At 64.9% G+C, this 20768-nt stretch carries 21 protein-coding genes; 9 read left to right on the forward strand and 12 right to left on the reverse strand.

Features of this window, described 5'->3' with window-relative positions:
• Positions 1–246 precede the first annotated feature (246 nt).
• Positions 247–1503, forward strand: a complete 1257-nt coding sequence (locus WAB17_RS06485) for a sugar transferase (RefSeq protein WP_435419196.1) — start codon at positions 247–249, stop codon at positions 1501–1503.
• An 18-nt stretch (positions 1504–1521) separates the two neighbouring features.
• Here the strand turns inward: WAB17_RS06485 and WAB17_RS06490 are convergent, their stop codons facing one another.
• The 9 genes from WAB17_RS06490 to WAB17_RS06530 form a co-directional block, all read right to left on the reverse strand.
• On the reverse strand, positions 1522–2730 hold the full coding sequence (locus tag WAB17_RS06490; RefSeq protein WP_435419197.1) for a hypothetical protein: 1209 nt from the start codon (positions 2728–2730) through the stop codon (positions 1522–1524).
• A 15-nt stretch (positions 2731–2745) separates the two neighbouring features.
• The gene (locus WAB17_RS06495) at positions 2746–4971 is read right to left on the reverse strand and encodes a GumC family protein (protein WP_435419198.1); all 2226 of its coding nucleotides are present in this window, start codon (positions 4969–4971) and stop codon (positions 2746–2748) included.
• Positions 4972–4986: 15 nt separating this feature from the next.
• The gene (locus WAB17_RS06500) at positions 4987–5718 is read right to left on the reverse strand and encodes a polysaccharide biosynthesis/export family protein (RefSeq protein ID WP_435419199.1); all 732 of its coding nucleotides are present in this window, start codon (positions 5716–5718) and stop codon (positions 4987–4989) included.
• A 1-nt stretch (position 5719) separates the two neighbouring features.
• On the reverse strand, positions 5720–7105 hold the full coding sequence (locus tag WAB17_RS06505) for an O-antigen ligase family protein (RefSeq protein WP_435419200.1): 1386 nt from the start codon (positions 7103–7105) through the stop codon (positions 5720–5722).
• A gap of 174 nt (positions 7106–7279) precedes the next feature.
• A complete protein-coding gene (gene fabI, locus WAB17_RS06510) occupies positions 7280–8083 on the reverse strand; it encodes an enoyl-ACP reductase FabI (protein WP_435419201.1) in 804 nt (267 codons plus the stop codon).
• Position 8084: 1 nt separating this feature from the next.
• The gene (locus WAB17_RS06515) at positions 8085–9023 is read right to left on the reverse strand and encodes a YihY/virulence factor BrkB family protein (protein ID WP_435419202.1); all 939 of its coding nucleotides are present in this window, start codon (positions 9021–9023) and stop codon (positions 8085–8087) included.
• 123 nt (positions 9024–9146) lie between these two features.
• On the reverse strand, positions 9147–10097 hold the full coding sequence (locus WAB17_RS06520; RefSeq protein WP_435419203.1) for a DnaJ C-terminal domain-containing protein: 951 nt from the start codon (positions 10095–10097) through the stop codon (positions 9147–9149).
• 83 nt (positions 10098–10180) lie between these two features.
• Entirely contained in the window at positions 10181–10972 is a 792-nt protein-coding gene (locus WAB17_RS06525) for a class I mannose-6-phosphate isomerase (protein WP_435419204.1), read from the reverse strand.
• Entirely contained in the window at positions 10969–11982 is a 1014-nt protein-coding gene (locus WAB17_RS06530; protein ID WP_435419205.1) for a mannose-1-phosphate guanylyltransferase, read from the reverse strand. Before WAB17_RS06530 ends, WAB17_RS06525 begins: the two co-directional genes overlap by 4 nt.
• A gap of 105 nt (positions 11983–12087) precedes the next feature.
• Between WAB17_RS06530 and pdxH the strand changes: the two genes are divergently transcribed.
• Genes pdxH through WAB17_RS06545 form a run of 3 tightly spaced genes read left to right on the forward strand, consistent with a single transcriptional unit; the run spans position 12088 to position 14455 of the window.
• Positions 12088–12708 carry a pyridoxamine 5'-phosphate oxidase gene (gene pdxH / locus WAB17_RS06535; protein ID WP_435419348.1) on the forward strand — a complete coding sequence of 207 codons (621 nt, stop codon included), beginning with the start codon at positions 12088–12090 and terminating at the stop codon, positions 12706–12708.
• On the forward strand, positions 12705–13640 hold the full coding sequence (locus WAB17_RS06540) for a cation diffusion facilitator family transporter (RefSeq protein ID WP_435419206.1): 936 nt from the start codon (positions 12705–12707) through the stop codon (positions 13638–13640). The genes pdxH and WAB17_RS06540 overlap by 4 nt, the downstream gene beginning before the upstream one ends.
• Positions 13637–14455 (forward strand): PhzF family phenazine biosynthesis protein, encoded by an 819-nt coding sequence (locus WAB17_RS06545; RefSeq protein ID WP_435419207.1) that lies wholly within the window; start codon positions 13637–13639, stop codon positions 14453–14455. Before WAB17_RS06540 ends, WAB17_RS06545 begins: the two co-directional genes overlap by 4 nt.
• Here WAB17_RS06545 and WAB17_RS06550 read toward each other — a convergent pair.
• A complete protein-coding gene (locus WAB17_RS06550; protein WP_435419208.1) occupies positions 14440–15567 on the reverse strand; it encodes a serine hydrolase domain-containing protein in 1128 nt (375 codons plus the stop codon). The two genes, WAB17_RS06545 and WAB17_RS06550, sit on opposite strands and share 16 nt — an antisense overlap.
• Before the next feature lie 31 nt (positions 15568–15598).
• Between WAB17_RS06550 and WAB17_RS06555 the strand changes: the two genes are divergently transcribed.
• Entirely contained in the window at positions 15599–15955 is a 357-nt protein-coding gene (locus WAB17_RS06555) for a hypothetical protein (RefSeq protein WP_435419209.1), read from the forward strand.
• Between the two features lie 17 nt (positions 15956–15972).
• Here WAB17_RS06555 and fcl read toward each other — a convergent pair whose 3' ends face one another.
• Together fcl and mnmA are read right to left on the reverse strand one after the other, a co-directional pair.
• Positions 15973–16917, reverse strand: a complete 945-nt coding sequence (fcl, locus tag WAB17_RS06560) for a GDP-L-fucose synthase (RefSeq protein WP_435419210.1) — start codon at positions 16915–16917, stop codon at positions 15973–15975.
• Between the two features lie 81 nt (positions 16918–16998).
• On the reverse strand, positions 16999–18162 hold the full coding sequence (mnmA, locus tag WAB17_RS06565) for a tRNA 2-thiouridine(34) synthase MnmA (protein WP_435419211.1): 1164 nt from the start codon (positions 18160–18162) through the stop codon (positions 16999–17001).
• Between the two features lie 129 nt (positions 18163–18291).
• Between mnmA and WAB17_RS06570 the strand changes: the two genes are divergently transcribed.
• From WAB17_RS06570 to WAB17_RS06585, 4 genes are all read left to right on the forward strand, one after another.
• Complete coding sequence (locus WAB17_RS06570; RefSeq protein WP_435419212.1) at positions 18292–18585, forward strand: hypothetical protein; 294 nt, start codon at positions 18292–18294, stop codon at positions 18583–18585.
• The gene (gene sciP / locus WAB17_RS06575; RefSeq protein ID WP_435419213.1) at positions 18585–18884 is read left to right on the forward strand and encodes a CtrA inhibitor SciP; all 300 of its coding nucleotides are present in this window, start codon (positions 18585–18587) and stop codon (positions 18882–18884) included. Before WAB17_RS06570 ends, sciP begins: the two co-directional genes overlap by 1 nt.
• Before the next feature lie 120 nt (positions 18885–19004).
• Positions 19005–19271 carry a GlsB/YeaQ/YmgE family stress response membrane protein gene (locus WAB17_RS06580; RefSeq protein ID WP_435419214.1) on the forward strand — a complete coding sequence of 89 codons (267 nt, stop codon included), beginning with the start codon at positions 19005–19007 and terminating at the stop codon, positions 19269–19271.
• Between the two features lie 244 nt (positions 19272–19515).
• On the forward strand, positions 19516–20763 hold the full coding sequence (locus WAB17_RS06585) for an efflux RND transporter periplasmic adaptor subunit (protein WP_435419215.1): 1248 nt from the start codon (positions 19516–19518) through the stop codon (positions 20761–20763).
• Positions 20764–20768: the final 5 nt, after the last annotated feature.

The raw sequence follows: 20768 nt of genomic DNA on the forward strand, positions 1-20768 counted from the left end.
CAGACGCGGTCAAATGAGCAGGCTGCCCGATCGGGGTTTCTCAAATACCTTCACGAACGACTGCAGACCGAGTAAGCGCGCTCTTGGCCGGCGGAATGAGAAAACCGAGCCATAGGGGCCGCGTCGGTAAGCGCGAGGCAGGGCAGTCAAGGATTTGAGGCAAGGACGGATGATGCGCTTGGATTGCAAGGGTTCGCGATGACACGTCCACCCATGCGAGTAGCTTCGGCCCGACCTGGCCCGGTATTGACAGTTCCCATCCAGCTTGTGCTGTACCTCTCCGTCGGCGCTATCGGCCCGACGGTTGCATGGTTGCTTGTCCGCTCGCTTGATTTCGTGTCCGTTCTGGCCGACTGGTCCCTGTACCAGATTGTGCTGGCGAACTTGCTGACCTGGTATGCGCTCGGACGGTTGCGGAGCTATGCGCGGGCACGACTGCTTTCCTACGTGCTGCCTGTCAATGTCATCACCTTCGGCACCGTCCTTGGCCTGAATGCCCTGGCGCGGACCGGTTTTTCCTGGACCCTGCTTCTTCCGTGCGCATTCGCGACTCTCGCGGTCAGCTACCTGGTTACCGCGCGGATTCGACACGCCAATCCCAACTTGCGCCACTACATTGTTCCCGGTGGCGACATTGGTTCCATACTCGGGAGGCAGGGGTTCCTCCAACTCGGTTCTGCCGACGAGCTCAATGACCTCATCGCAAGGAAGCTCGTCACCGGCTCGGTTGTGGCAGACCTGCACGACGAAAAGGCACCGGAATGGGAACGGGCCATTGCCCGTGCGGCATTGAGCGGGGTGCCGGTCTATCACTATCGGCTGATAGAGGAGGAACTGACCGGCGAAGTGCGGATCAACCACTTGCGCGAGAATGATCTCGGGTCGCTGATCCCCAACTTGCCCTATCGCACCGTCAAGCGCGCGATCGACATCGCCGGGGCGATGGTGCTGATGCCGGTCCTCCTGCCCCTGATGGCGATCATCGCGCTGCTCATCCGGATGGACGGTGCGGGCCCCATTATCTTCCGGCAGGAACGGCTCGGCTACCGCGGCGAGAATTTCACCATGGTCAAGTTCCGCACCATGCGCGAGCGTGTCGTGTCGGACCATGACGATGCCCGGCGTGATGATGCCATCACGCGCGATAGCGACGACCGGATTACCCGCGTGGGCGGCTTTCTGCGCAAGACGCGGCTCGACGAATTGCCGCAGGTCTGGAACATCCTCAAGGGCGACATGAGCTGGATCGGGCCGCGTCCGGAAGCGCGTGCGCTGGCCGACTGGTACGAGGCCGAGATACCGTTCTATGCCTACCGGCACATCGTGCGGCCGGGAATTACCGGCTGGGCCCAGGTCAACCAGGGTCATGTCGCCGGTATCGACGACGTTCACACCAAACTCCGGTTCGACTTCTACTATGTCAAGAACCTGTCGCTCTGGCTGGATATCCTCATCGCCCTGAAGACGCTGCGGGTCATCGTCAGCGGGATCGGCGCGAAGTAGCGGCGCCGGCGGGCCCGCTCAGCCGCGCGGCCGCATTTCCAGGTTGGTAATCCGTACCACGGACGCGGTCTGGCCATCCGGTCCGGTCGCCGAGAGGGTCAGGGACAGCAGATTGCAGCCGGCAGGGGCAGTGAAACCGCGCTCGAAAACACTGGGGCCGAAGCCGACCGGCACCGCTTCCTGCCAGACCGCTGCCGATGCCGCGCCGGCCGCGTCGAGGCAATCCGCCCGCCAGCTGATCCGCACACCCTCGCTGCCGCGTTCGAACTGCGTGCGATGCCGCAGCTGATAGCTCTGCCCGGGCGTGACCGGAACGCTGCGGGTGGCGACGGTGCCGCGAGCCAGCGGGGAGAGAAGGGCTTCGATGGTCTTGCCGGCGGCGAAGGTCGCGTCGATCCCGTCGGTATCGCCGAACTGCCAGGCCAGCGGGCCGAGCCTCTCGTCGGCCGAGGCGGCGCTGGGCGAGACGTCCGCGAATGCGGCGGAATCGAAATCGTCCCAGACCGATCTTGCCAGTTCCATGGCTTCGGGCCATTCACCGGCTGCGGCCAGGCGAAGCAGGATCTGGGCGACGGCGGGTTTGTAGGGGTCGGTGCCGAGCTGGCGCGTGACCGGCCTGGCGATGGCCATCACGTCGTCGAGCCGGCCGTCCTTGGCCGCAAGGGCAAGGAAACCCGGAGCCCAAGCCGCGTCCCTGGACAGGTACGGGCGCAGGGCCGCGCGAACCTCACGGTCGCTGCTGGCCTTGACCAGGATGGGGTTCAGGACGGGCGCGAGTTCGGGGGTCACGGCGAGCGCCGCGTTGTAATGGTTGAGGATCGCCTCGCTGTCGTCTTGGCGTGCCGCATTCTCCAGCAGCCAGATCTGGGCCCAACTGTCGCGCCGCGAGATGCGGTTGGACAGACCCAGCGCGGTCCGCGCGTCTGCGACGGATCCGCGCATCGCCTTGTCCATCCCGATGATCCGCAAGGAACTGCGAGACAGGGGGGTGTCGACCAGCGAGCGAACGGCGGCCTGCCGGTCTTCCGGCGTGGTGGCGTACTTCCCCGTCTTGCCGATCCTGTTGTTGATGTCGCGCGAAAGGGCAGATGCATCGTCCGGATACTGCGCCAGCGCGACCGCGGGCTGGCTCAGCCGCAAGTTGGGCAATAGGGCGAAACGGTAGGCCTGCCACGCGCACGCGGCTGTAATCGCCACAAGGATGGTAGTGCGGAGGGATGCGGTCACAGCCATGGCTCGGTGCTAGCTTGCGGCCGCTTCCTCGCCGTAACGCTGCCCATAGCCATAGCCGTAGCCATAACCATAGCCATAACCATAGCCGCTGGCACGGCTGCCCATCTTGGTCAGTACCACGCCCGACAGGTGCGCATTGACCTGCTGGATACGCTTGATCGAAGCACGGATGCCGCGCACCGCCGCGCCGCCGGCTTGGACGACGTAGACGATGCTTTCCACCGCGTTGGCGATGAGCGGCGCATCCGTCATGCCGAGCACCGGCGGGCTATCGATCACGACATGGTCGAAGCGGGTGAGGGCGTCGGCGATGAATTTCTCGAGCCGGTTGCCGCTGAGCAGTTCGGCCGCGCTCGGCGGGACGGGGCCGGCCGTCATGATCGACAGGTTGGGGTTGGGCGCCGCGCTGACCAGGCTGACCCAGTCGGGGTCGCCCGCCAGGTAGTTGCTCAGGCCCTTCTCGTTGACGGCGTCGAAATACCCATGGATCGAGGGCGAGCGCATGTCGGCATCGACCAGCAGGACCTTCTTGCCGGTGCGCGCGAGAATCGTTGCCAGAGCCATGGAGGTGCTCGACTTGCCCTCGCCGGGACGCGTGCTGGTAACGGCAATCGACTTGGGGAAGCCGTGATTGGTGGAGAAGGCGAGACTCGAATGGATGGAGAAATAGGCGTCGAAGTAGCTCGACTTGACGTCCTGCAACTCGTCCTGGACTTTCTCGCCATCGACCATCGGCGTGAGACCGAGCAGCGGCAGCTTGAGCATCTGTTCTACCTGGCCCGGTTCGCGGATACCCTCGTCGATCTGCTCGAGTGCGAATGCAGTCGCTGCGGCGAGGCCGACGCCCAGGAGAAGTGCAACTGCGAGGTTCAGTAGCATGACCGGCGATGACGGCCGCACCGGCACGATCGCGGGTTCGACAATGGCGATATTGTTGACACCGACGGTACCGGCAACGCCGATTTCCTTGTAGCGTTGCAGGAGTGCGTCGTAGAGTTCGCGGTTGGTATCCGCGTCGCGCTGGAAAATCGCGTACTGGATGTTCGCCTTGTTCTGCTCGCTCAACTGGTCGCGCAGCGTTGCTACCTGGTTGCGCAATTCGCGCTCGCGCGAAAGGGCCTCTCTGTATTCCTGCGAACGCGACCGGCCGATCCGGGCGGTTTCCGCCGCAATGGCCTGATCGATCGAGGCGAGCTGTTCCTTGAGCTCGATCACGGCCGGATACTCGGGCGCGAACTGGACCTGGATCTTCGAATATTCCGCCGCGATTTCGGCCCGCTGGCTCCGCAGGTTCGACAGGCTCGCGCTCGTTACCGCCTCCGACGTGTTGCCGCCGGCCGCGCGCGAGCGGGCTTCCGCCTCGATGCGGGCCGCGGTAGCCTCGTTGAGTTCGCGGGCGAGCTGTTCCAGATTCGATCCCGTCAGTGTGCGATTGCCGATCGCTCGGCCATTCGCGTCGCGCACTTCGTCGAGCGAGACGATCCCGGTTTCGGTCGCGTAAAGCACGGCCCGTCGTTCGGAGTCTTCAAGCCGTTCGCGAAGGGTCTCCAGACGCTCCTCGAGGAACGCCCTCGCATCGGAGGTGGAGGCAAATTCGCGCTCCATGCTGAGGTCGATGAAGGCAGTTGCCCATTGGTTGGCAATCCGGGTCGAGAGTTCCGGATCGCGGCTGGTATAATTCACATCGACCAGCTTGGAATTGCGAATCGGCGCGACTTCCACGGAATCGAGCAGCGCGTTGACGACCGCCCGGTTACGCTCTTCGGAAAGTTCCCTGGCGGACTTCTCGCTGCCTTCGGCCTCGAATGCGCCCGGGTCGATCCCGTGTGCTTCGAGGAATGCATCGTTATCGTAGAGACGCAATTCGGTCGCCACACGTTCCGCCAGCGGACGCGCGGCCAGGAGTTCGTATTGCGTCGCGTAGAATTCCATGTCCTGCCCCGGCAATTCCGCCTCGAGGCCTTCGACATTGGTGATCTGCTTTTGCTGCCGGTCGATCTGCAGCTGCACATTGGCCGTGTACAACGGCGCCATCAGCAGCGTCGCGACCAGCCCGATCAGCAAACAGGCAAGGACGATAGCCGCCATGAGCCAGCGCCACCGGACCACGGTGTGCCAGTACTGCACCAGCACGGGCGGCACGTTGAAGGTATGCTCTTCCGTTTCGTCGCGGCCATCGCTGCGAAGCGGCTGCGCCTGCTGGAAATTCAACGTCTGGATCGGGTTAGTCGACATGTCTGGTCATGCGCCTCAATTGCTGCCCTGCAGGAGCAGGACGACCGGGGCCAGCAGCGGAGTGGCTGCAAGGAAATCACGGAAGATGCGGCGGCTTTCGGAATTGCCGACCACGACGAGGTCGCTGGCATAGACCTCCGGATCGGGATACTGGCCCTTTTCGATCGCACGAACGTCGTAAAGTGCAGCGTATTCCTGCCCCCCGACACGGCGGCGGAGCACGACCTCGCCCTTCTGCGAATATTCGGTCCAACCTTCCGCAGAGGCAATCGCGGTCATCAGCGTCATCCGGCCGACGATCGGGTAGACGCCGGCTTTCTTGACCTCGCCCGTGATGGTCACGGTCTGGCTGACGATTTCCTTCAGGTTCACGGTCACCTGAGGGTCGCGGATGAAACGGCCACGGAAGCGGTCGGCCATCATGATGCCGACTTCTTCAGGTGTCTTGCCAGCCACCTCGAGAGTGCCGATCAAGGGAAAGGTCATGCGGCCGCTGGCATCGACCTGGATTTCTTTCTTGGACAGTTCCTCAGCCCCGAAGACGTCGATTGTCAGCACGTCGAACGGACCAAGGCGATAGGGCCGGTCATTGGCCGACAGGTCGGCGACGGTGGGTGCCGGCAGTTCGGAGGACTCCACGACCGTCAGGCCGGCTGCGCCGCCGATGGTCGCTTTGGACGAAGCACAGCCGCCGAGCGTCAGCGCAAGGCAACAAAGGGCCAGAAGGAACGGTTTGGGACGGCGCATGTCAGGCATTGCTTTCGTTCGATGGGCGCGTTGCGACAGGGAAGGTCGACCAGATAGCCGCAACAGCAAACAGTGACGAGAGAATAGGAGTCCGCAGCGGATAGTCGCTAAGGCTGGCAAAGGCCAGCAATAGAATGATGCCGACACCCATGCGCCGCAAATGGCCGGCAACGCCGCGCGCCGTAAAAGCATTGCGCAAGGCAACGAGGAACATGACGACTGCGACCAGGAGTAATGCAAGGCCCGGAACGCCCGCGGTGAGTGCGATGTCCAGCCAGTCGTTATGCGCCTGGTTGATATACTGGGGCATCAGCATCTCGGCTTTTTCGTGAATCTGGTAGACCGGCACGAAGGACCCGACACCCGAGCCCCACGGCATGTAGTCCGGCAGAAACTCAAGCGTCGATTCCCAGAAGGCGAGGCGAAGGTCCTCCCCTTCGGCGTCGATCCGGTCGATCGCCACGTCGCGCGCGGCATAGATCGTGGCGCCTACCATCGCGACAAGGGATGCAGCGCCCGCTGCCAACAGTGCCAGTCGGCCAATTCCCTTGCTCGGTACGCCTTTCGACACCAGCAGGTAGGAGGCGGCGGCATAAAGCAGTGCGGCGATGGTCACCAGCAGGCCCATTCTCGACCCGGTCACCAGTATCAGCGGCACGAGCGCGACCGCCGTAGCAGCGGCGAGGATGCGTAATGCGCGCGGATTGCCGCTGACCTGTGGAGCCGCCTGTGAAAGCCCGGCAAGCACCGGGATGAGGCAGGCGAGCAGGGCGGCCTGGTGGTTGCGATTGGCGAAGAGGCCGGATGTACCACCCGCAAGACGGTACATCGCCAGATCCGAACCCGCCGCCTGGATCACGCCGACAATGGCGCTAACTCCGGCGAGTACGAGGATAACCAGCATCAGGCGCAGGTTGTCGCGAAGGTCGAAGCGCGTTGCAAGCAGGGCCACGGCAAGCGGCACGACCAGCGCGTAGAGCGCGTTCCACGTCCCCTCCGGGAACATGGTCAGTGGCCGCCAAAGACCCGCAAGACCCGCGACCTTGTCAATCTCGACCATGATCCCGCGCCCGGGGAGTGCCTGCCACATGGCAGGTGGCAGCGGCACCAGGTGCAGCGCGACCAGCAGAAGGGTCGCGCCGGCAAGGCACCACAACGCCCGGCGCGACCGGAGATATTCGAATCGCATCGAAACCAGCGCGTAGCCTGCCACACAGACCGCCAAAGGCCGCAACAGGATGAGTTGCGGCACATCAAAGCGCGAACTGCCGCCGAGCAGGAAAACGGCCACCAGAAAGACCGCGAGCACGATGAGGGGCGCGCTCCATCCGCGGAGCGACATGAAGGTGGTGACTTCTGATTTTCGGTCGACCCCGGACCGTGCCATAGACGTAAGCTCTTCTTGCTCGGCGCCAAGCTCCACCACCGAGCATCGCGCCGGGTCCATTGTCATTTCCCCGGTGCTCCGTCAAGAACGCAGGACTGTGTCTGCTGCCGCCCGAGGGGCAGCGATACTCATGATCGGGGAATGCCGGACCGGAGCGGCTCCGCCGCCCGTGCTTCAGCTGACGGCGATGTCGGGCGCATCTTCCTGCTTCATGCCGACGACGTGATAGCCGGCATCGACATGGTGCGTTTCGCCGGTGACGCCCGACGACAGGTCCGACAGGAAGTACAGCCCGGACCCGCCGACGTCCTCGATGGTGATGTTGCGCCGCAGCGGAGCATTGAGCTCGTTCCAGCGCAGGATGTAGCGGAAGTCGCCGATCCCGCTCGCCGCGAGCGTCTTGACCGGGCCGGCGCTGATCGCATTGACGCGGATGTTCTGCGGGCCCAGGTCGTTGGCGAGATATTTAACGCTGGTTTCCAGTGCGGCCTTGGCCACGCCCATGACGTTGTAATGCGGGATGACCTTTTCCGCGCCGTAATATGTCAGGGTAAGGATGCTGCCACCGTCCGGCATTATGGCGGCCGCGCGCTGCGTGATCGCCACCAGGCTGTAGGCGGAAATGTTCATGGTCATCAGGAAATTGTCGAGGCTGGTGTCGACATATTTGCCGCGCAATTCGTTCTTGTCGGAAAAGCCGATCGCGTGGACGACGAAATCGATGGTGTCCCAGCGAGAGCGCAGCGTGTCGAACGCCCGGTCCAGCGCTGCCATGTCGGACACATCGCAATCGAAGCAGAAGTCGCTGCCGAGCTGCTGGGCGAGCGGGATGACGCGCTTCGCCAGTGCCTCGCCCTGATACGAGAACGCCAGTTCCGCACCGTGCTCCGCAAGCTTCTGCGCAATGCCCCATGCGAGCGACTTGTCGTTGGCGAGCCCCATGATGAGACCGCGCTTGCCAGCCATCAGACCGGTCATGTCAAACTTCTCCTCCGTCCTGCGTGGCGACGTCCTGCCGCGTCGCGCCGGGTGCGGCGCGCCGTTGCCGGTTGTCGCCCTGGCCGATCCAGTCGAGTTCCTCTTCCGGCGTCTCGGCCAGTGCCGCGTTCAGTTCCGCTCCGATAACCACCCCCAACCCGACAAGCCAGAAAAAGAACAGCGCAACCATGATCCCGGCGAGCGAGCCATAGGTCAGGTCGTAGGTAAAGAACCGCGCGATGACCAAGGGCATGGCGAGCGTCATCGCGATCCACCAGGCAGTGACCAGCAGGGCCCCGGGCCATTTCGGGTATCGCCGGCCCCGGTACTGGGATGGGGTCAAAGTCAGGAACAGCAGGTAGATCGATCCGAACAGGCCTAGGGCGGTAACGATGCGCGACAGCGACAACTGGCCCATCGCCCCTGCCAGTTGCGGCACATAGGCGTCGATCACCTGCTGCGCGGCCGTAATCATGAAGCCGGCGATGAGCGACAGCATCAACAGCACCACCGCTCCGACGATCATGCCCATCGACAGCAGGCGGTATTGCCAGAACGGCCGCACCAGCCGGGTACCGTAAGCGCGCCGCAGGATATCGCGGATGGTTTCGATCAGGCTGCCGACCGTCCACAGGCCGACCAGCCCGCCGACCCACAGGAACCAGCCGCTGCGCGCGTTTACCACCTCGCGTGCAACCGGCCCAATCGTCTCGGCGACCGTTGGCGGCAAGGCGCGCAGGACCGCATCTACTGCGGCCGCCCGCTCGCTGTATTCGCCGATGGCGGAAAAGATGGCCGACCCGGTGATGAAGAACGGGAAGATCGCGATGACCGCGAGATAGGCGAGATTGCCGGCGTGGATGAACCCGTCGTTATAGGTTCCGACCAGTACCCGCTTCAGGATTTCGAAAAAGCGCGTGCCCGGCCCGACATTGGTCACGATCTGGTGACGGAGCGCCGCTTTCCGGCGCGCTTCGGGTGTCGGCGATTCGACCAGCCGCTTTTCCCGGTCCGGTATCGGAGGATTCGAAACGACGCCTCTCCTGCAAGCGATGGCTTGTGCCTAAATGCCCAAGGCCGCCCGGGGATTGGACGGATCGGTCCAATCTTTCAACCTTTCGGCCAGACCGGAAACATCTGCGGGCAGGGCGATCTCGAGCCGCACCAGCTGGTCGCCGCGCTTGCCCGACTTGTCGGTAAAGCCCTTGCCGGCCAGACGCATGACCGTCCCCCCTGATGTGCCGGGCCTGATGGTCAGCATGACCGGCCCGTCCACTGTAGGAGCCTTGATCCTGGCTCCGTTGACCGCCTCGTCCAGGGTCACTGGCAGGTCCAGCCTGACATTGCTGCCGTCACGTTCGAAGAAAGGGTGCTGGTCGATGGCGATGATGACGATACCGTCGCCCGCGCCGCCCGCTCCCGGCTCGCCCTTGGCCTTGAGCCGCATCTGCGTGCCGTCCTCGACGCCTGCAGGCAGCTTCAGGTCGATCGTCTTGCCGTCGGCCAGTGTGATCCGCTGATCGCGCCGGGTCGCCGCATCGACGAACGGCACTTTCAGGCGATAGGTGATGTCGGCCCCCTTGCTGGGAGGTGCCGAGCGCCGCCCGAACGGGGATCCGCCTGCGCGCGATCGCCCGCCGCCGCCGCCAAAAAGTCCGTCGAAGATATCCCCGAGGTCGATATCGTCATTACCGAACCCCTGGAAGTCCTCCGGCCGGTACTGCCGCTGGCTGCCCCCGCCGAATCCGCCCCCACCAAAGCCGCGCCCCATCCCGGCGAAAGGATTGGCCGGATTGCCGTCGGCGTCGATTTCGCCGCGGTCGAAACGCGCCCGCTTGTCCTTGTCGGACAGAAGGTCATAGGCCTGGGTCACCTGCGAAAACCGCTCGGCCGCATTGGGCTTGTCCTTGTTGCGGTCAGGATGCAGCTCCTTGGCGAGCTTGCGATAGGCGCTCTTGATTTCGCTCTCGGTCGCGGTCCGGCTGACGCCGAGAGTTGAGTAGGGATCGCTCATGCTGTGTTAGCTAGGTGCAACAGCGAACAGGTGCAAGCACGGCGTGGCGATGTCGCGCCCGCCCGATTTCCCGCCCGCAGCGTCTAGCAGGGCTGCGTGATCAGCGCCTTGCCTTGGGTACAACGGATATCGGCCGCATCCTCTACGAGCGCACAGCTACCTGCGGGCACTGCCTTTCCGGCAACGCTATAGTCGCCCTCAACGGGAATCAGCAGGAGACGACCCGGAAACCGTGCGACCGTCGCCGCATCGGGCCGCCCGTCGATCCGGTCGAGCCGGAAATGCGGGCCGTCGACGAGCGCAAGCGTGCCTTCGTCACCGACCTTCGCCTTCCAGCAATCGGCGTAAGGCTCGCGGCTGGCCACGCCCATTGCTTCGTCGAGGTGCAATTCGCGGGGCCGCCCGTAATCGTACAGGCGGTAGGTGATGTCCGAATTCTGCTGAACCTCGATCAGCGAGAGGCCGGGTCCGATGGCATGGACAGTGCCAGCGGGCAGGTAGAAAAAATCGCCGGCCCGGACTTCGTGCCAGGTGAGCAACTGCTCTATCGAGCCGTCGATCGCGGCCGCCTTGAGTTCCTCGGCAGAAATTTCGCGCTCGAACCCGATGGCGAGCCTTGCTCCCGGTTCGGCATCGAGAATGTACCAGCATTCTTCCTTGCCGCGCGAACCGGCCGGGGCCTGCGCATCGTCGGGATGGACCTGCACCGACAGAGGCTCGCTGGTGAAGAGGTACTTTACCAGCAATTGCGGCAGCTCGGCGGGCGGATCGAACCAGATTTCGCCGACGGGCGCTTCACCTGTGTTGACGAACGGCGGGGGCAATTGCGCGCGCCCCCAAACCTTTTCGACGGTGTGCGTGGGAAGCAGCCTCATTTGCCGGTCGCTCCGGCCAGCTTGCCGACTTTCTGCGCGCCCGCGGCTGATGTGACCAGGACCTCGTCGCCATCGACGATCACGATGATATCGTCGAGCCCGATGACCGACACGCGCGGTCCGTCCGTATCTACCATCACATTGTGGCAATCGACCAGTTCGAACCGGCCCCTGCCTTCGGCGGCGCGGGCATCGCGCAGGGCCTGCCAGTTGCCGATATCCGACCAGCCCATGGTCGACGGGACAACCGCTGCGGAGTCCGTCGGCTCCATCACCGCATAATCGATCGAATCGCCCTCGATCCGCGAGAAAGTCCCGGCATCGGGAACGAAAGTCCCTTCGGCTTCCGATCCCGCCTGCGCGGCGGCTTCGACCAGTTCGGCCATCTCCGGCCGGTGGCGCCGCAATTCCTCGAGATAACGGCCGGCCTGGAAGACGAAGATGCCGCCATTCCAGCTGTATCCGCCCTCCGCCAGGAACTGCTCGGCGGTTGCGAGATCGGGCTTCTCCACGAAGCGATCGATTTCGTATCCGACATCGAGCGGGGCGCCGCGGCGGATATAGCCATAGCCCGTTTCCGGAGCGTCGGGGGTAATGCCGAAAGCTACCAGCCGCCCCTGCCGCGCAAGCTCTGCCGCCTGCATCGCCGTCTCTACGAAGGCGGCAGTATCGGCAATGAAGTGATCGCTCGGGCAGACCAGCATCACAGCTTCGGGCGGCAAACGGAGCGCCGCGAGCGCAATCGCTGGCGCCGTGTTCTTGCCTTCCGGCTCGGCGATCAGGTCGATCGCGTCTGCCTGCTGGCGGATCAGCGGGATATGCCGCGTGCCGGCGACGACCAGCGGGCGGGAAAATCGTGTGCCGTCCGCGACCCGGTCTAGCGTCTGCTGGAACAGGCTGCGTTCGCCGAGCAGGGGAAGAAACGGCTTCGGCGCATCGGGCCTGCTGCGCGGCCACAACCGGGTGCCGCCGCCACCACAAAGAATTACGGGAGAAACAAGGTTTGTCATGCCGCGCGCTATAAGCATCTGATTGCAACAAATTGAAGTCCGAATGCGAAAATGGCCGCATATTGGCTGGCGCACCTGCCCCCGGCCCGTGCTAAAGGCGGCGCGATGACCTATCCGCTCGACACCAGCACCATTCCCGACAGCGATCCCTTTGCCCTGTTTACCGCATGGCTGGCGGAGGCGCGGGAAAACGAGCCCAACGACCACAATGCTATGGCGCTGGCGACAGCAACGCCGCAGGGCCTGCCGTCTGTCCGCATGGTGCTGTTGAAGGGTCACGGTCCGCAGGGCTTCACCTTCTACACCAATGCCGAAAGCCGCAAGGGCGGGGAACTTAGTGCCAATCCGCATGCGGCGCTGCTGTTCCACTGGAAGAGCCTCAGGCGGCAGATCCGCATCGAAGGCCCGCTGGAGGAAGTCGCAGCCGAAGTGGCGGACGATTACTTCCATTCGCGCGCCCGCGATTCGCAGCTCGGCGCGGTCGCGTCCGACCAGTCGCGTCCGCTGCCCGATCGCCGGCTGTTCATAGAGCGGTTCAACGCGGCCTCGGCGCAGTTTTCCGGTGGCGAAGTGCCGCGGCCCGCGCACTGGACCGGGTTCACGCTGGTTCCCGAACGCATGGAATTCTGGCAGGACCGGCCCAACAGGCTCCATGACCGCCGTCTCTTCACGCTCTCGGGTGCCGGCGATGCGCTCGCCTGGTCGAGCGAGCTGCTTTACCCATGATCGAGTCGCGCGCCGGGCTCGCGCGCAGTGCGGCGCTCGCCTCGATTACCGTGGCTGTGTTCCTGGTATCGTTGAAGACCTGGGCAACGCTGCGCACAGGCTCCACGGCGATGCTCGGCAGCCTTGCCGATTCGGCGCTGGACCTCATCGCCAGCATGGCGACTCTGGTCGGCGTCTGGATCGCGTCGCGACCCGCGGATGAGGAGCACAGGTTCGGCCATGGCAAGGCCGAAGCGCTCGCTGCCATCTTCCAGGTCATGCTGATCGCCTTGTCCGCGTCCGGGATCGCATTCCGCGCGGTCAGCAAGCTGATCGAGGGTGGCCGGGTGCAGGCGGCGCCGGAAGGTATGCTGGTGTCCGGGATCGCCATCGTCGCAACCTTCGCACTGCTCGCCTGGCAACGCTATGTGATCGCCCGGACCCGTTCGGTGGCTATCGGTGCGGACCACGTCCATTACCAGTCCGACCTGCTGCTGAACCTCGCCGTCATCGCGGCACTGGCCCTCGACCAGTATGCCGGCTTCACGCGGGCGGACCCGCTGTTCGGCCTCGGCATTGCGGGCTGGCTGTTGTGGGGTGCGTGGAACGCTGCCGGGGAAGCGATCAACCATTTGATGGATCGCGAATGGCCGGAGGAACGGCGCCAGCGCTTCGTCGAAGTGGCCGCCCGCCATCCCGAATTGTCGAACCTGCACGACCTGCGGACGCGCACTGCGGGGGATCGCGATTTCGTCCAGTTCCACGTCGATCTCCCGGCTGCAATGACGGTACGGGAGGCCCATGACATCATCGAGCGGGTCGAGGCCGATCTGGTGCGGGCATTTCCCGATACGGACATATTGATCCACATCGACCCCCAGGGTCACGTCGACGAGCCGGACAATCCGTTGGTCGAGGAAGACGAATTCGCCAAGCTGGAGAAAAAACCGTGAGCGCTGCCGCAACCCTGCCGTACTGGCATGTCGATGCCTTCGCCGACAAACCCTTCACCGGCAACCAGGCGGCCGTGATCCCCTTGCCTGCCTGGTTGCCTGATGACGTGCTGCAGGCGATCGGCGAGGAGAACAATTTCGCCGAAACGGCTTTCCTTGTGCCGGATGCGACGGGCGCAGCGGACTACGAGCTGCGCTGGTTCACACCGGCCTGCGAAATCCGGCTGTGCGGCCATGCCACCCTGGCGAGCGGACATGTCGTGTTCGAGGCACTCGGCGGCCACCGCGATGCCCAGCGGGTGACGTTTCGGACGCGCAAGGCCGGCATCCTCGAGATGCTACGCTCGGCATCGGGGTGCGAACTTGCACTGCCTGCCATACCCACCGAGCCGGGAGATTGGCCGGAAGCTGTCGCATTGCTCGGGGCAAAGCCGCAGGAGGTATGGCGCAGTCCCGATCGCTACGGCATCTACCTGTTCGCGAGCGAGGAGGAGGTGCGCGGTCTCGACCCGGACTTGCGCGGCCTTGGGGCCTTGGGCGACGACCAGTTCATCTGCACTGCGCCCGGCAGGCAGACCGATGTCGTCAGCCGGGTCTTCGTGCCGGGCGGGGGCGTCGACGAGGACAGTTTCACCGGCTCCGCCCATGCCGCGCTGACACCCTTTTGGGCCGATCGACTCGGGCGTGACAGTTTCTCCGCCTTCCAGGCTTCGGCGCGCGGCGGTTATGCGCAGTGCCGGCGCGAAGGCCCAACCGCCTGGCTCGGCGGCAATTGCGTGACGGTGGTAGAGGGCCGGTTCTACCTTTCAGGGTAGAGCGCGACGATATCGGCCAGCTGCCGCAGCAGGACCTTGCGTTCGTCGGCATCGGAATGGCCCAGCCGCACGACCGTCAGCCGCTGGCGTGGCGATACCAGGACGTATTGCCCCATATGCCCGACAGCGGCGAAAAGGCCGGCGGGCTCGGCCATGGGGTGGAGCGCATCCTCGGCCCGGTCGGCTTCCGTGTTCAGCCAGGTCTGTGCCCCGTAGAATGCGCTGCGCGGGCTCGGGCGGGTCATGAACTCGATCCATTTGCGCGGCACCAGTTGCGCGCCGCCCGCCGATCCCCCGTTGCGCAGGAACTCCCCGAACTTGCCCCAGTCCCGCGCGGTGGCGTGGATCAGGCTCCCGCCGATCAGGGTTCCACTGGCATCGTATTCGGGCACGACGCTGTCCATGCCCAGCGGGTCGAACAGGCGGGCGTCGAGAAAATCGTCCACCGCGCGGCGGCGCAGTTCCGGATCGTCGCTGCCCCGAGCGAGCACGCGGGCAGCGATGTCGGCGAGGATGACCGTGGTGGCGCTGGAATATTCGAAGCGGGATCCCGGCTCCGCTTCGAGCGGCTGCTCCTCCGCCCATTTCGCCATGTCGTCCCTGCCGTCGAGGAAGAGCATCCGGACCTCCGACGATTCGTATGGCGGGTCGCCGGCTTCCGTATGCCGCAGTCCGCTGCGCATCTGGAGCAATTGGCGCAGGGTGATGGCGCCGCGCGGATCGCCGGGGCGCTGCCAGCCCGGGATGGGCGGGCTTTCGTCCAGTTGGAGCTGGCCGTCCGCCACCAGCATGCCGATCATGACTGCGGTTACCGTCTTGGCCATCGACCAGCTGACGAACCGGGTGTCGGCATCATAGCCTGGGGCATAGCGTTCCGCCGCTATTTGCCCGTTGTAGAGCACCACGGCGGCGCGGGTTTCGCCCAGCGTCTCGTCCGTGAACAGTTCGTCGAGCTGGCGTGCCAGCTGCTCGTCCGGGGCCCCGGGGTTCTCGCCCACTGCGGCAAGCGCATCCTCGGTCAGGGGCGTTTCCACCGGCGCCGCATCGCTGCATGCGACAAGGGTTGAGGCGAGGGCCAGCATGGCGATAAGGGGGGCGGCGCGGCGCTGCATGGGGCACGCCTCTCGCATGACAGGATTCGCCTTGGCAACGTCAAAATCCCCTCGCCCTGCCGGGGCCCGGATCCTCGCCCGGTGGCGCTGGGGCCTGTTTGCCGTGCTGGCCGCGGCGGCTGCCGTGTTCCTGTGGTTTCGCACGCCGATCGGGGGCTATGCCGAAACCGGGACCGCCTATGCCGCCCGCGTCGGCTGCTCGTGCCGCTTCGTAGCCGGCCGGACGATGGAAGACTGCGCCAAGGACAAGCTCGCCGGGATGGAACTCGTCACGCTGAGCGAGGATGCCGGGGAACGCAGCGTGACTGCCCGTTTCCTCTTGCTCGCCAGCGATACCGCGCGCCTTCGGGATGGCTATGGCTGCGTGCTGGATCGCTGGCAGGAGTAACCCGGGCGACCAGCGTATCAAGCCACGCTAGCGCGCGCTTCATGGTCGAGGAACCACCGGTAGGTGCGCTCAATGCCTTCCTCGAGCCCGATTTGCGGAGCCCAGCCCAGACCCGCGATCTTCGACCCGTCCATGAGTTTGCGGGGGGTGCCATCAGGCTTTGACGTGTCGCGTTCGATCCGTCCCTCGAAGCCGACCACCTTGCAGACGGTTTCGACCAGTTCGTTGATCGTCAGATCGGTGCCCGACCCAAGGTTGACATGGCCGTCGGCCGAATAGTGTTCCAGCAGGTAGATGCAGCCTGCCGCCAGATCGTCGACGTGGAGGAATTCGCGGCGCGGCGTGCCAGATCCCCAGATGGTGATCGCCTCGCTGCCGGACAGCTTGGCCTCGTGCGCCTTGCGTATCAGCGCCGGGAGCACGTGGCTCGACTGCAGGTCGAAATTATCGCCCGGGCCGTAAAGGTTTGTCGGCATCGCACTGATGAAGTCGCAGCCATATTGCTTGCGATACGCCTGGCACAGTTTGATCCCGGCGATCTTCGCGATTGCGTACCACTCGTTGGTCGATTCCAGCGGGCCGGTCAGCAAAGCGTCTTCAGCCATAGGTTGCGGCGCGAGCTTGGGGTAGATGCAGGAGGATCCGAGAAACAGCAGCTTTTCGACGCCGTTGCGATAGGCAGCCTCGATGATGTTGGTTTCGATCATCAGGTTGTCGTAGAGAAAATCGACCGGGTAGGTGTCGTTGGCGAGGATCCCGCCGACCCTGGCGGCTGCCACGACGACGACATCCGGGCGGTTTTCGGCAAACCAGGCCCGCACCATTGACTGCTCGCGCAGGTCGGTCGCGCGCGAGGCGGTGAGGACGTCGATCCCCCGTGCTTCGAGCTGCCGCACGATGGCCGAGCCGACCATCCCGCCATGGCCGGCAACATAGACGCGCTTGCCTGTCAAATCGAACATTTACGGACCCAATCGTGTGTCAGGGGTAAGGCAGGGCCACCCGGCCGTGCCGCAATCGAGCGCGCCTTACTGTCCCTCTCGTCAGTCCGCAACAGCCGCTTGGGTTGACCCGATCCAGCCGCCGCCGACCACGCGGTCGCCGGCATAGAGCACCGCTGCCTGCCCCGGTGCGACACCATATTCGGGACTGGGGAAATGGATCGTGGCCGTCGCGCCGTCACCGATCGTTCCTTCCAGCTCCACCTGCACCGGCTTCGCCAGCGAGCGTACCTTCGCCGTCAGCGGAGCGGAGGGCAGGGGACCAATACGGTTGGTCTCGAGCAGGGTGGCGGAGCGCACGGCCAGCATCGCCTTGGGCCCGACCCGCACTTCGCTGCGTGCCGCATCGAGGGCGACGACATACAGGGGTTCGGGCTGGCCGCCGATCTCCAGCCCGCGCCTCTGGCCGACAGTGAAATGGACGATACCCTTGTGCTCGCCAAGGACATCGCCCGTGCGGGCATCCACGATGGCGCCCGATGCACCGCCTTCCGGGCGCAGCTTCTTGACGATTCCGGCATAATCGCCGTCGGGCACGAAACAGATGTCCTGGCTGTCGGGCTTGGCGGCATTGCGCAGACCGGCCGCCTCGGCCAGCCGCCGCACCTCCGCCTTCGGCAGTCCGCCCAGGGGGAAGCGGAGGAAGTCGAGCTGCGCCTCGGTCGTCCCGTAGAGGAAATACGACTGGTCGCGGGCCGGATCATGGGCGCGGGCCAACTGCGGGCCCGCAGGCGTTGCGACGCGGCGCACGTAGTGCCCGGTGGCGAGGCAATCCGCCTCCAGTTCCCGCGCCATGCCCAAAAGGTCGGTAAACTTGGGACCCATGTTGCAGCGGATGCAGGGCACGGGGGTGCGCCCGGCGAGGTAATCGTCGGCAAAGCGATCGACCACTTCGACGCGGAATGCGGATTCGTGGTCGAAGACATAATGGGCGATACCCAGCCTGTCGGCGACTGCGCGCGCATCGCTGATATCGTCCCCGGCGCAGCAGGCGCCCTTGCGCCCGGTTGCGGCGCCGTAATCGTACAGCTGCAGGGTGATCCCGATGACCTCGGCCCCGCTGGCATGGGCAAGGGCGGCGACCACCGAGGAATCGACGCCGCCCGACATGGCGACGACGATCCGCGACCGGCTGGCCGGCTTGGCGAGGTCGAACAGGCCGGCTGCGGCGGCCGGGTCCAGCAGGGAAGTGTCGGCGAAAGTCATGGCCGGCGCGCCATACACGTGCCGCCGCCGCAGCGGAAGGGACAGGTTTACCCCGCGTTCGCCTATCCTAACCGCTGGTAAATCGCGGCTTTACCCGATCTTGAGAGTCGCGGTTGTAAAGCGCTTCGAATGTTGGAAACCAATTTCACGATTCCCGGCCCCGGTGTGCCCTTGGCGGAACCGCCGCTGACGCCGGTCCAGTGGAGCGAACTTGCCGCCCGGCTTTCGGCGCAGGGCGATTTGCGCCGCGCGCTGGTGCCCGCGTCCCTGTCAGCCGCCAGCTTCACCGGCGCCGCGACCGCGATGGAAGCGCAGCGGGCAGAATGCAAACGTGGCGTTAACCGTGATGCTTTAGTCAATGGCAAAGACCCGTCGGCCACAACCGCCGGACCGGATTTGCCCGATAGTGACCGAGAGATTTGATGATCGAAAACCAGAAAATCCGACCGGCACAGGTGATCGGCCCGCTTGGCGAGCCGCTGACGCTGGACGACCTGCCCAGCCCCAACACCCGTCGCTGGGTGGTCCGGCGCAAGGCCGAGGTCGTCGCTGCGGTAAACGGCGGCATGCTCACCATCGACGAGGTGCTCGAACGGTACAATCTCACCCTCGAAGAGTTCGCGTCGTGGCAGCGTGCTGTCGATCGATCGGGCATGCAGGGACTGCGCGTGACGCGCATCCAGCATTATCGCGACCTCTACGAGCGGCAGCTGAAGTACTGATTCGGCGAGGATTTTTCCGCCAAGGCCGCGCTGCGCACCCGCCTCGCGCTGCTCGTCGCGGGAACCGAGCGCTTCATCCATCGTATTTCGTCTATCCGGGAGGATAAACGGAGAACGACAATGGGATGGATTATCGCAATTATCGTCGGCGGCGTCGCCGGCTGGCTGGCCAGCATGGTGATGAAGCGTGATGCCTCGATGGGCATCTTCCTCAACATCATCGTCGGTATCGTCGGCGCACTCATCGGCAATGCGGTGCTCGCACCGCTGCTCGGCTTCGGCGGCAGCATACAGACGTTCGACCTCGGCGCGTTTGTCATCGCGATCCTCGGTGCGATCATTCTGCTTGCGGTACTGAACCTGGTGCAGCGCGGCCGCGTCCGCTAAACAGCAAGCGACATGCAATCAGAGGGGCGGGGCCGCAGAGATGCGGTCCCGCCTTTTCGCTATGGGCGATGCCAGGCCTGTAGCCGGACCGTTACATTGCGCCGTTCGTAGAGAGCGCAATTGCGTTGACGGCGACGGCGGCCTACGGCGGAGGCTGGCTAATGCCGTCGCCAGCATGTGGTTGCACAAGGTGCCTTAGTCAGATAATACAGTCGCCGACGGGTGGATCGGTCATGGGATCTTTATGAACTATCAGCACAGCGAGATTCGAAGCGATACGCCGACGCAGGTCGCGGGCGAAAGCTACGATGTCGGCGCGTTCGAGCAGCGTCGCGGCGCCCCGTGGCGGTGGATCATCCTCGGTGTGCTGGTGGTGGGCGGCATCGTCGCCGCATGGCTGTTGCTGGGGGCTGGCGAAGGAACGGCCGTGCCCGCCGCGGACCGGGAAGACCAGGCGCCGCGCATCACGGTGGTTGCGCCCGGGACGACCACGATCGAGGGAACGATCAATGCCACCGGCACTCTCGCCGCACGTCGGGCCATGCCGGTCGGTGTCGTCGGCGAAGGCGGGCGCGTGGTATCGGTCCCGGTCGAGCAAGGCCAATGGGTCCGCGCCGGACAGGTGCTGGCCTCGATCGACCGTTCCGTGCAGAGCCAGCAGGCGCGGGCGCAGGCGGCGCAGATCGAAGTCGCCCGTGCCGAAGCCGAACTGGCGCAGGCCAATCTCGACCGTGCGCTCAAGCTGGTCGATCGCGGTTTCATCTCGCGGGCCGATGTCGACAGGCTCACCGCAACCCGCGATTCCGCCAATGCGCGGGTCAATGTCGCCCGTGCCCAGTACAACGAGCTGCTGGCCCGCAACGCCCGCCTCAATGTCATCGCCCCTGCATCGGGCCTGCTTCTGGAACGCAATGTCGAGCCCGGCCAGACCGTCAGCGCCGGTTCGCCCGCGCTGTTCCTGATCGCCAAGGGCGGCGAGATGGAATTGCTTGCGCAGGTTGGGGAAACCGACCTCGCCAAGCTGGCCCCCGGGGTTTCCGCCTCGATCGTACCGACCGGCCTCGACCGTGCCTTTACCGGCCAGATCTGGCAGCTCGAACCGACCATCGATCCGCAGACGCGACAGGGAACGGCCCGTATCGCGCTGAGCTACGCCCCGGGCCTGCGCCCCGGAGGGTTTGCCACCGCGACCATCAACAGCGGGACCATCGTCGCCCCGATGCTGCCGGAATCGGCTATCCTTTCCGACAGCAAGGGCGCCTACGTCCTCATCGTCGACAAGGACAACAAGGTCCGCCGCCGCGCGGTGCGCACGGGGATCGTGACTTCCGGCGGCATTGCCGTGGTCGGCGGACTGACCGGGGCCGAGAAGGTTGTGCTTCGCGCTGGCGGCTTCCTGACGGAAGGCGAGACCATCGTGCCCGAATTGCAGGGTGCCAAGCGACCTGCGGCCAAGGCGGCCGCAGCGGGGAAAGACACCAGCAAAGGCTGATCCGG

It is taken from the genome of Parerythrobacter aurantius (assembly GCF_045291475.1).
Classification (GTDB): domain Bacteria; phylum Pseudomonadota; class Alphaproteobacteria; order Sphingomonadales; family Sphingomonadaceae; genus Parerythrobacter; species Parerythrobacter aurantius.

What these genes read in the sequence shown, in the direction of transcription:
- WAB17_RS06495 (WP_435419198.1), bottom strand. Translation starts at nt 4,971, where the DNA reads ATGTCGACTAACCCGATCCAGACGTTGAATTTCCAGCAGGCGCAGCCG.
- WAB17_RS06500 (WP_435419199.1), bottom strand. Translation starts at nt 5,718, where the DNA reads ATGCGCCGTCCCAAACCGTTCCTTCTGGCCCTTTGTTGCCTTGCGCTG.
- WAB17_RS06505 (WP_435419200.1), bottom strand. Translation starts at nt 7,105, where the DNA reads ATGGCACGGTCCGGGGTCGACCGAAAATCAGAAGTCACCACCTTCATG.
- fabI (WP_435419201.1), bottom strand. Translation starts at nt 8,083, where the DNA reads ATGACCGGTCTGATGGCTGGCAAGCGCGGTCTCATCATGGGGCTCGCC.
- WAB17_RS06520 (WP_435419203.1), bottom strand. Translation starts at nt 10,097, where the DNA reads ATGAGCGATCCCTACTCAACTCTCGGCGTCAGCCGGACCGCGACCGAG.
- WAB17_RS06525 (WP_435419204.1), bottom strand. Translation starts at nt 10,972, where the DNA reads ATGAGGCTGCTTCCCACGCACACCGTCGAAAAGGTTTGGGGGCGCGCG.
- WAB17_RS06530 (WP_435419205.1), bottom strand. Translation starts at nt 11,982, where the DNA reads ATGACAAACCTTGTTTCTCCCGTAATTCTTTGTGGTGGCGGCGGCACC.
- pdxH (WP_435419348.1), top strand. Translation starts at nt 12,088, where the DNA reads ATGACCTATCCGCTCGACACCAGCACCATTCCCGACAGCGATCCCTTT.
- WAB17_RS06540 (WP_435419206.1), top strand. Translation starts at nt 12,705, where the DNA reads ATGATCGAGTCGCGCGCCGGGCTCGCGCGCAGTGCGGCGCTCGCCTCG.
- WAB17_RS06550 (WP_435419208.1), bottom strand. Translation starts at nt 15,567, where the DNA reads ATGCAGCGCCGCGCCGCCCCCCTTATCGCCATGCTGGCCCTCGCCTCA.
- fcl (WP_435419210.1), bottom strand. Translation starts at nt 16,917, where the DNA reads ATGTTCGATTTGACAGGCAAGCGCGTCTATGTTGCCGGCCATGGCGGG.
- mnmA (WP_435419211.1), bottom strand. Translation starts at nt 18,162, where the DNA reads ATGACTTTCGCCGACACTTCCCTGCTGGACCCGGCCGCCGCAGCCGGC.
- WAB17_RS06570 (WP_435419212.1), top strand. Translation starts at nt 18,292, where the DNA reads ATGTTGGAAACCAATTTCACGATTCCCGGCCCCGGTGTGCCCTTGGCG.
- sciP (WP_435419213.1), top strand. Translation starts at nt 18,585, where the DNA reads ATGATCGAAAACCAGAAAATCCGACCGGCACAGGTGATCGGCCCGCTT.
- WAB17_RS06580 (WP_435419214.1), top strand. Translation starts at nt 19,005, where the DNA reads ATGGGATGGATTATCGCAATTATCGTCGGCGGCGTCGCCGGCTGGCTG.
- WAB17_RS06585 (WP_435419215.1), top strand. Translation starts at nt 19,516, where the DNA reads ATGAACTATCAGCACAGCGAGATTCGAAGCGATACGCCGACGCAGGTC.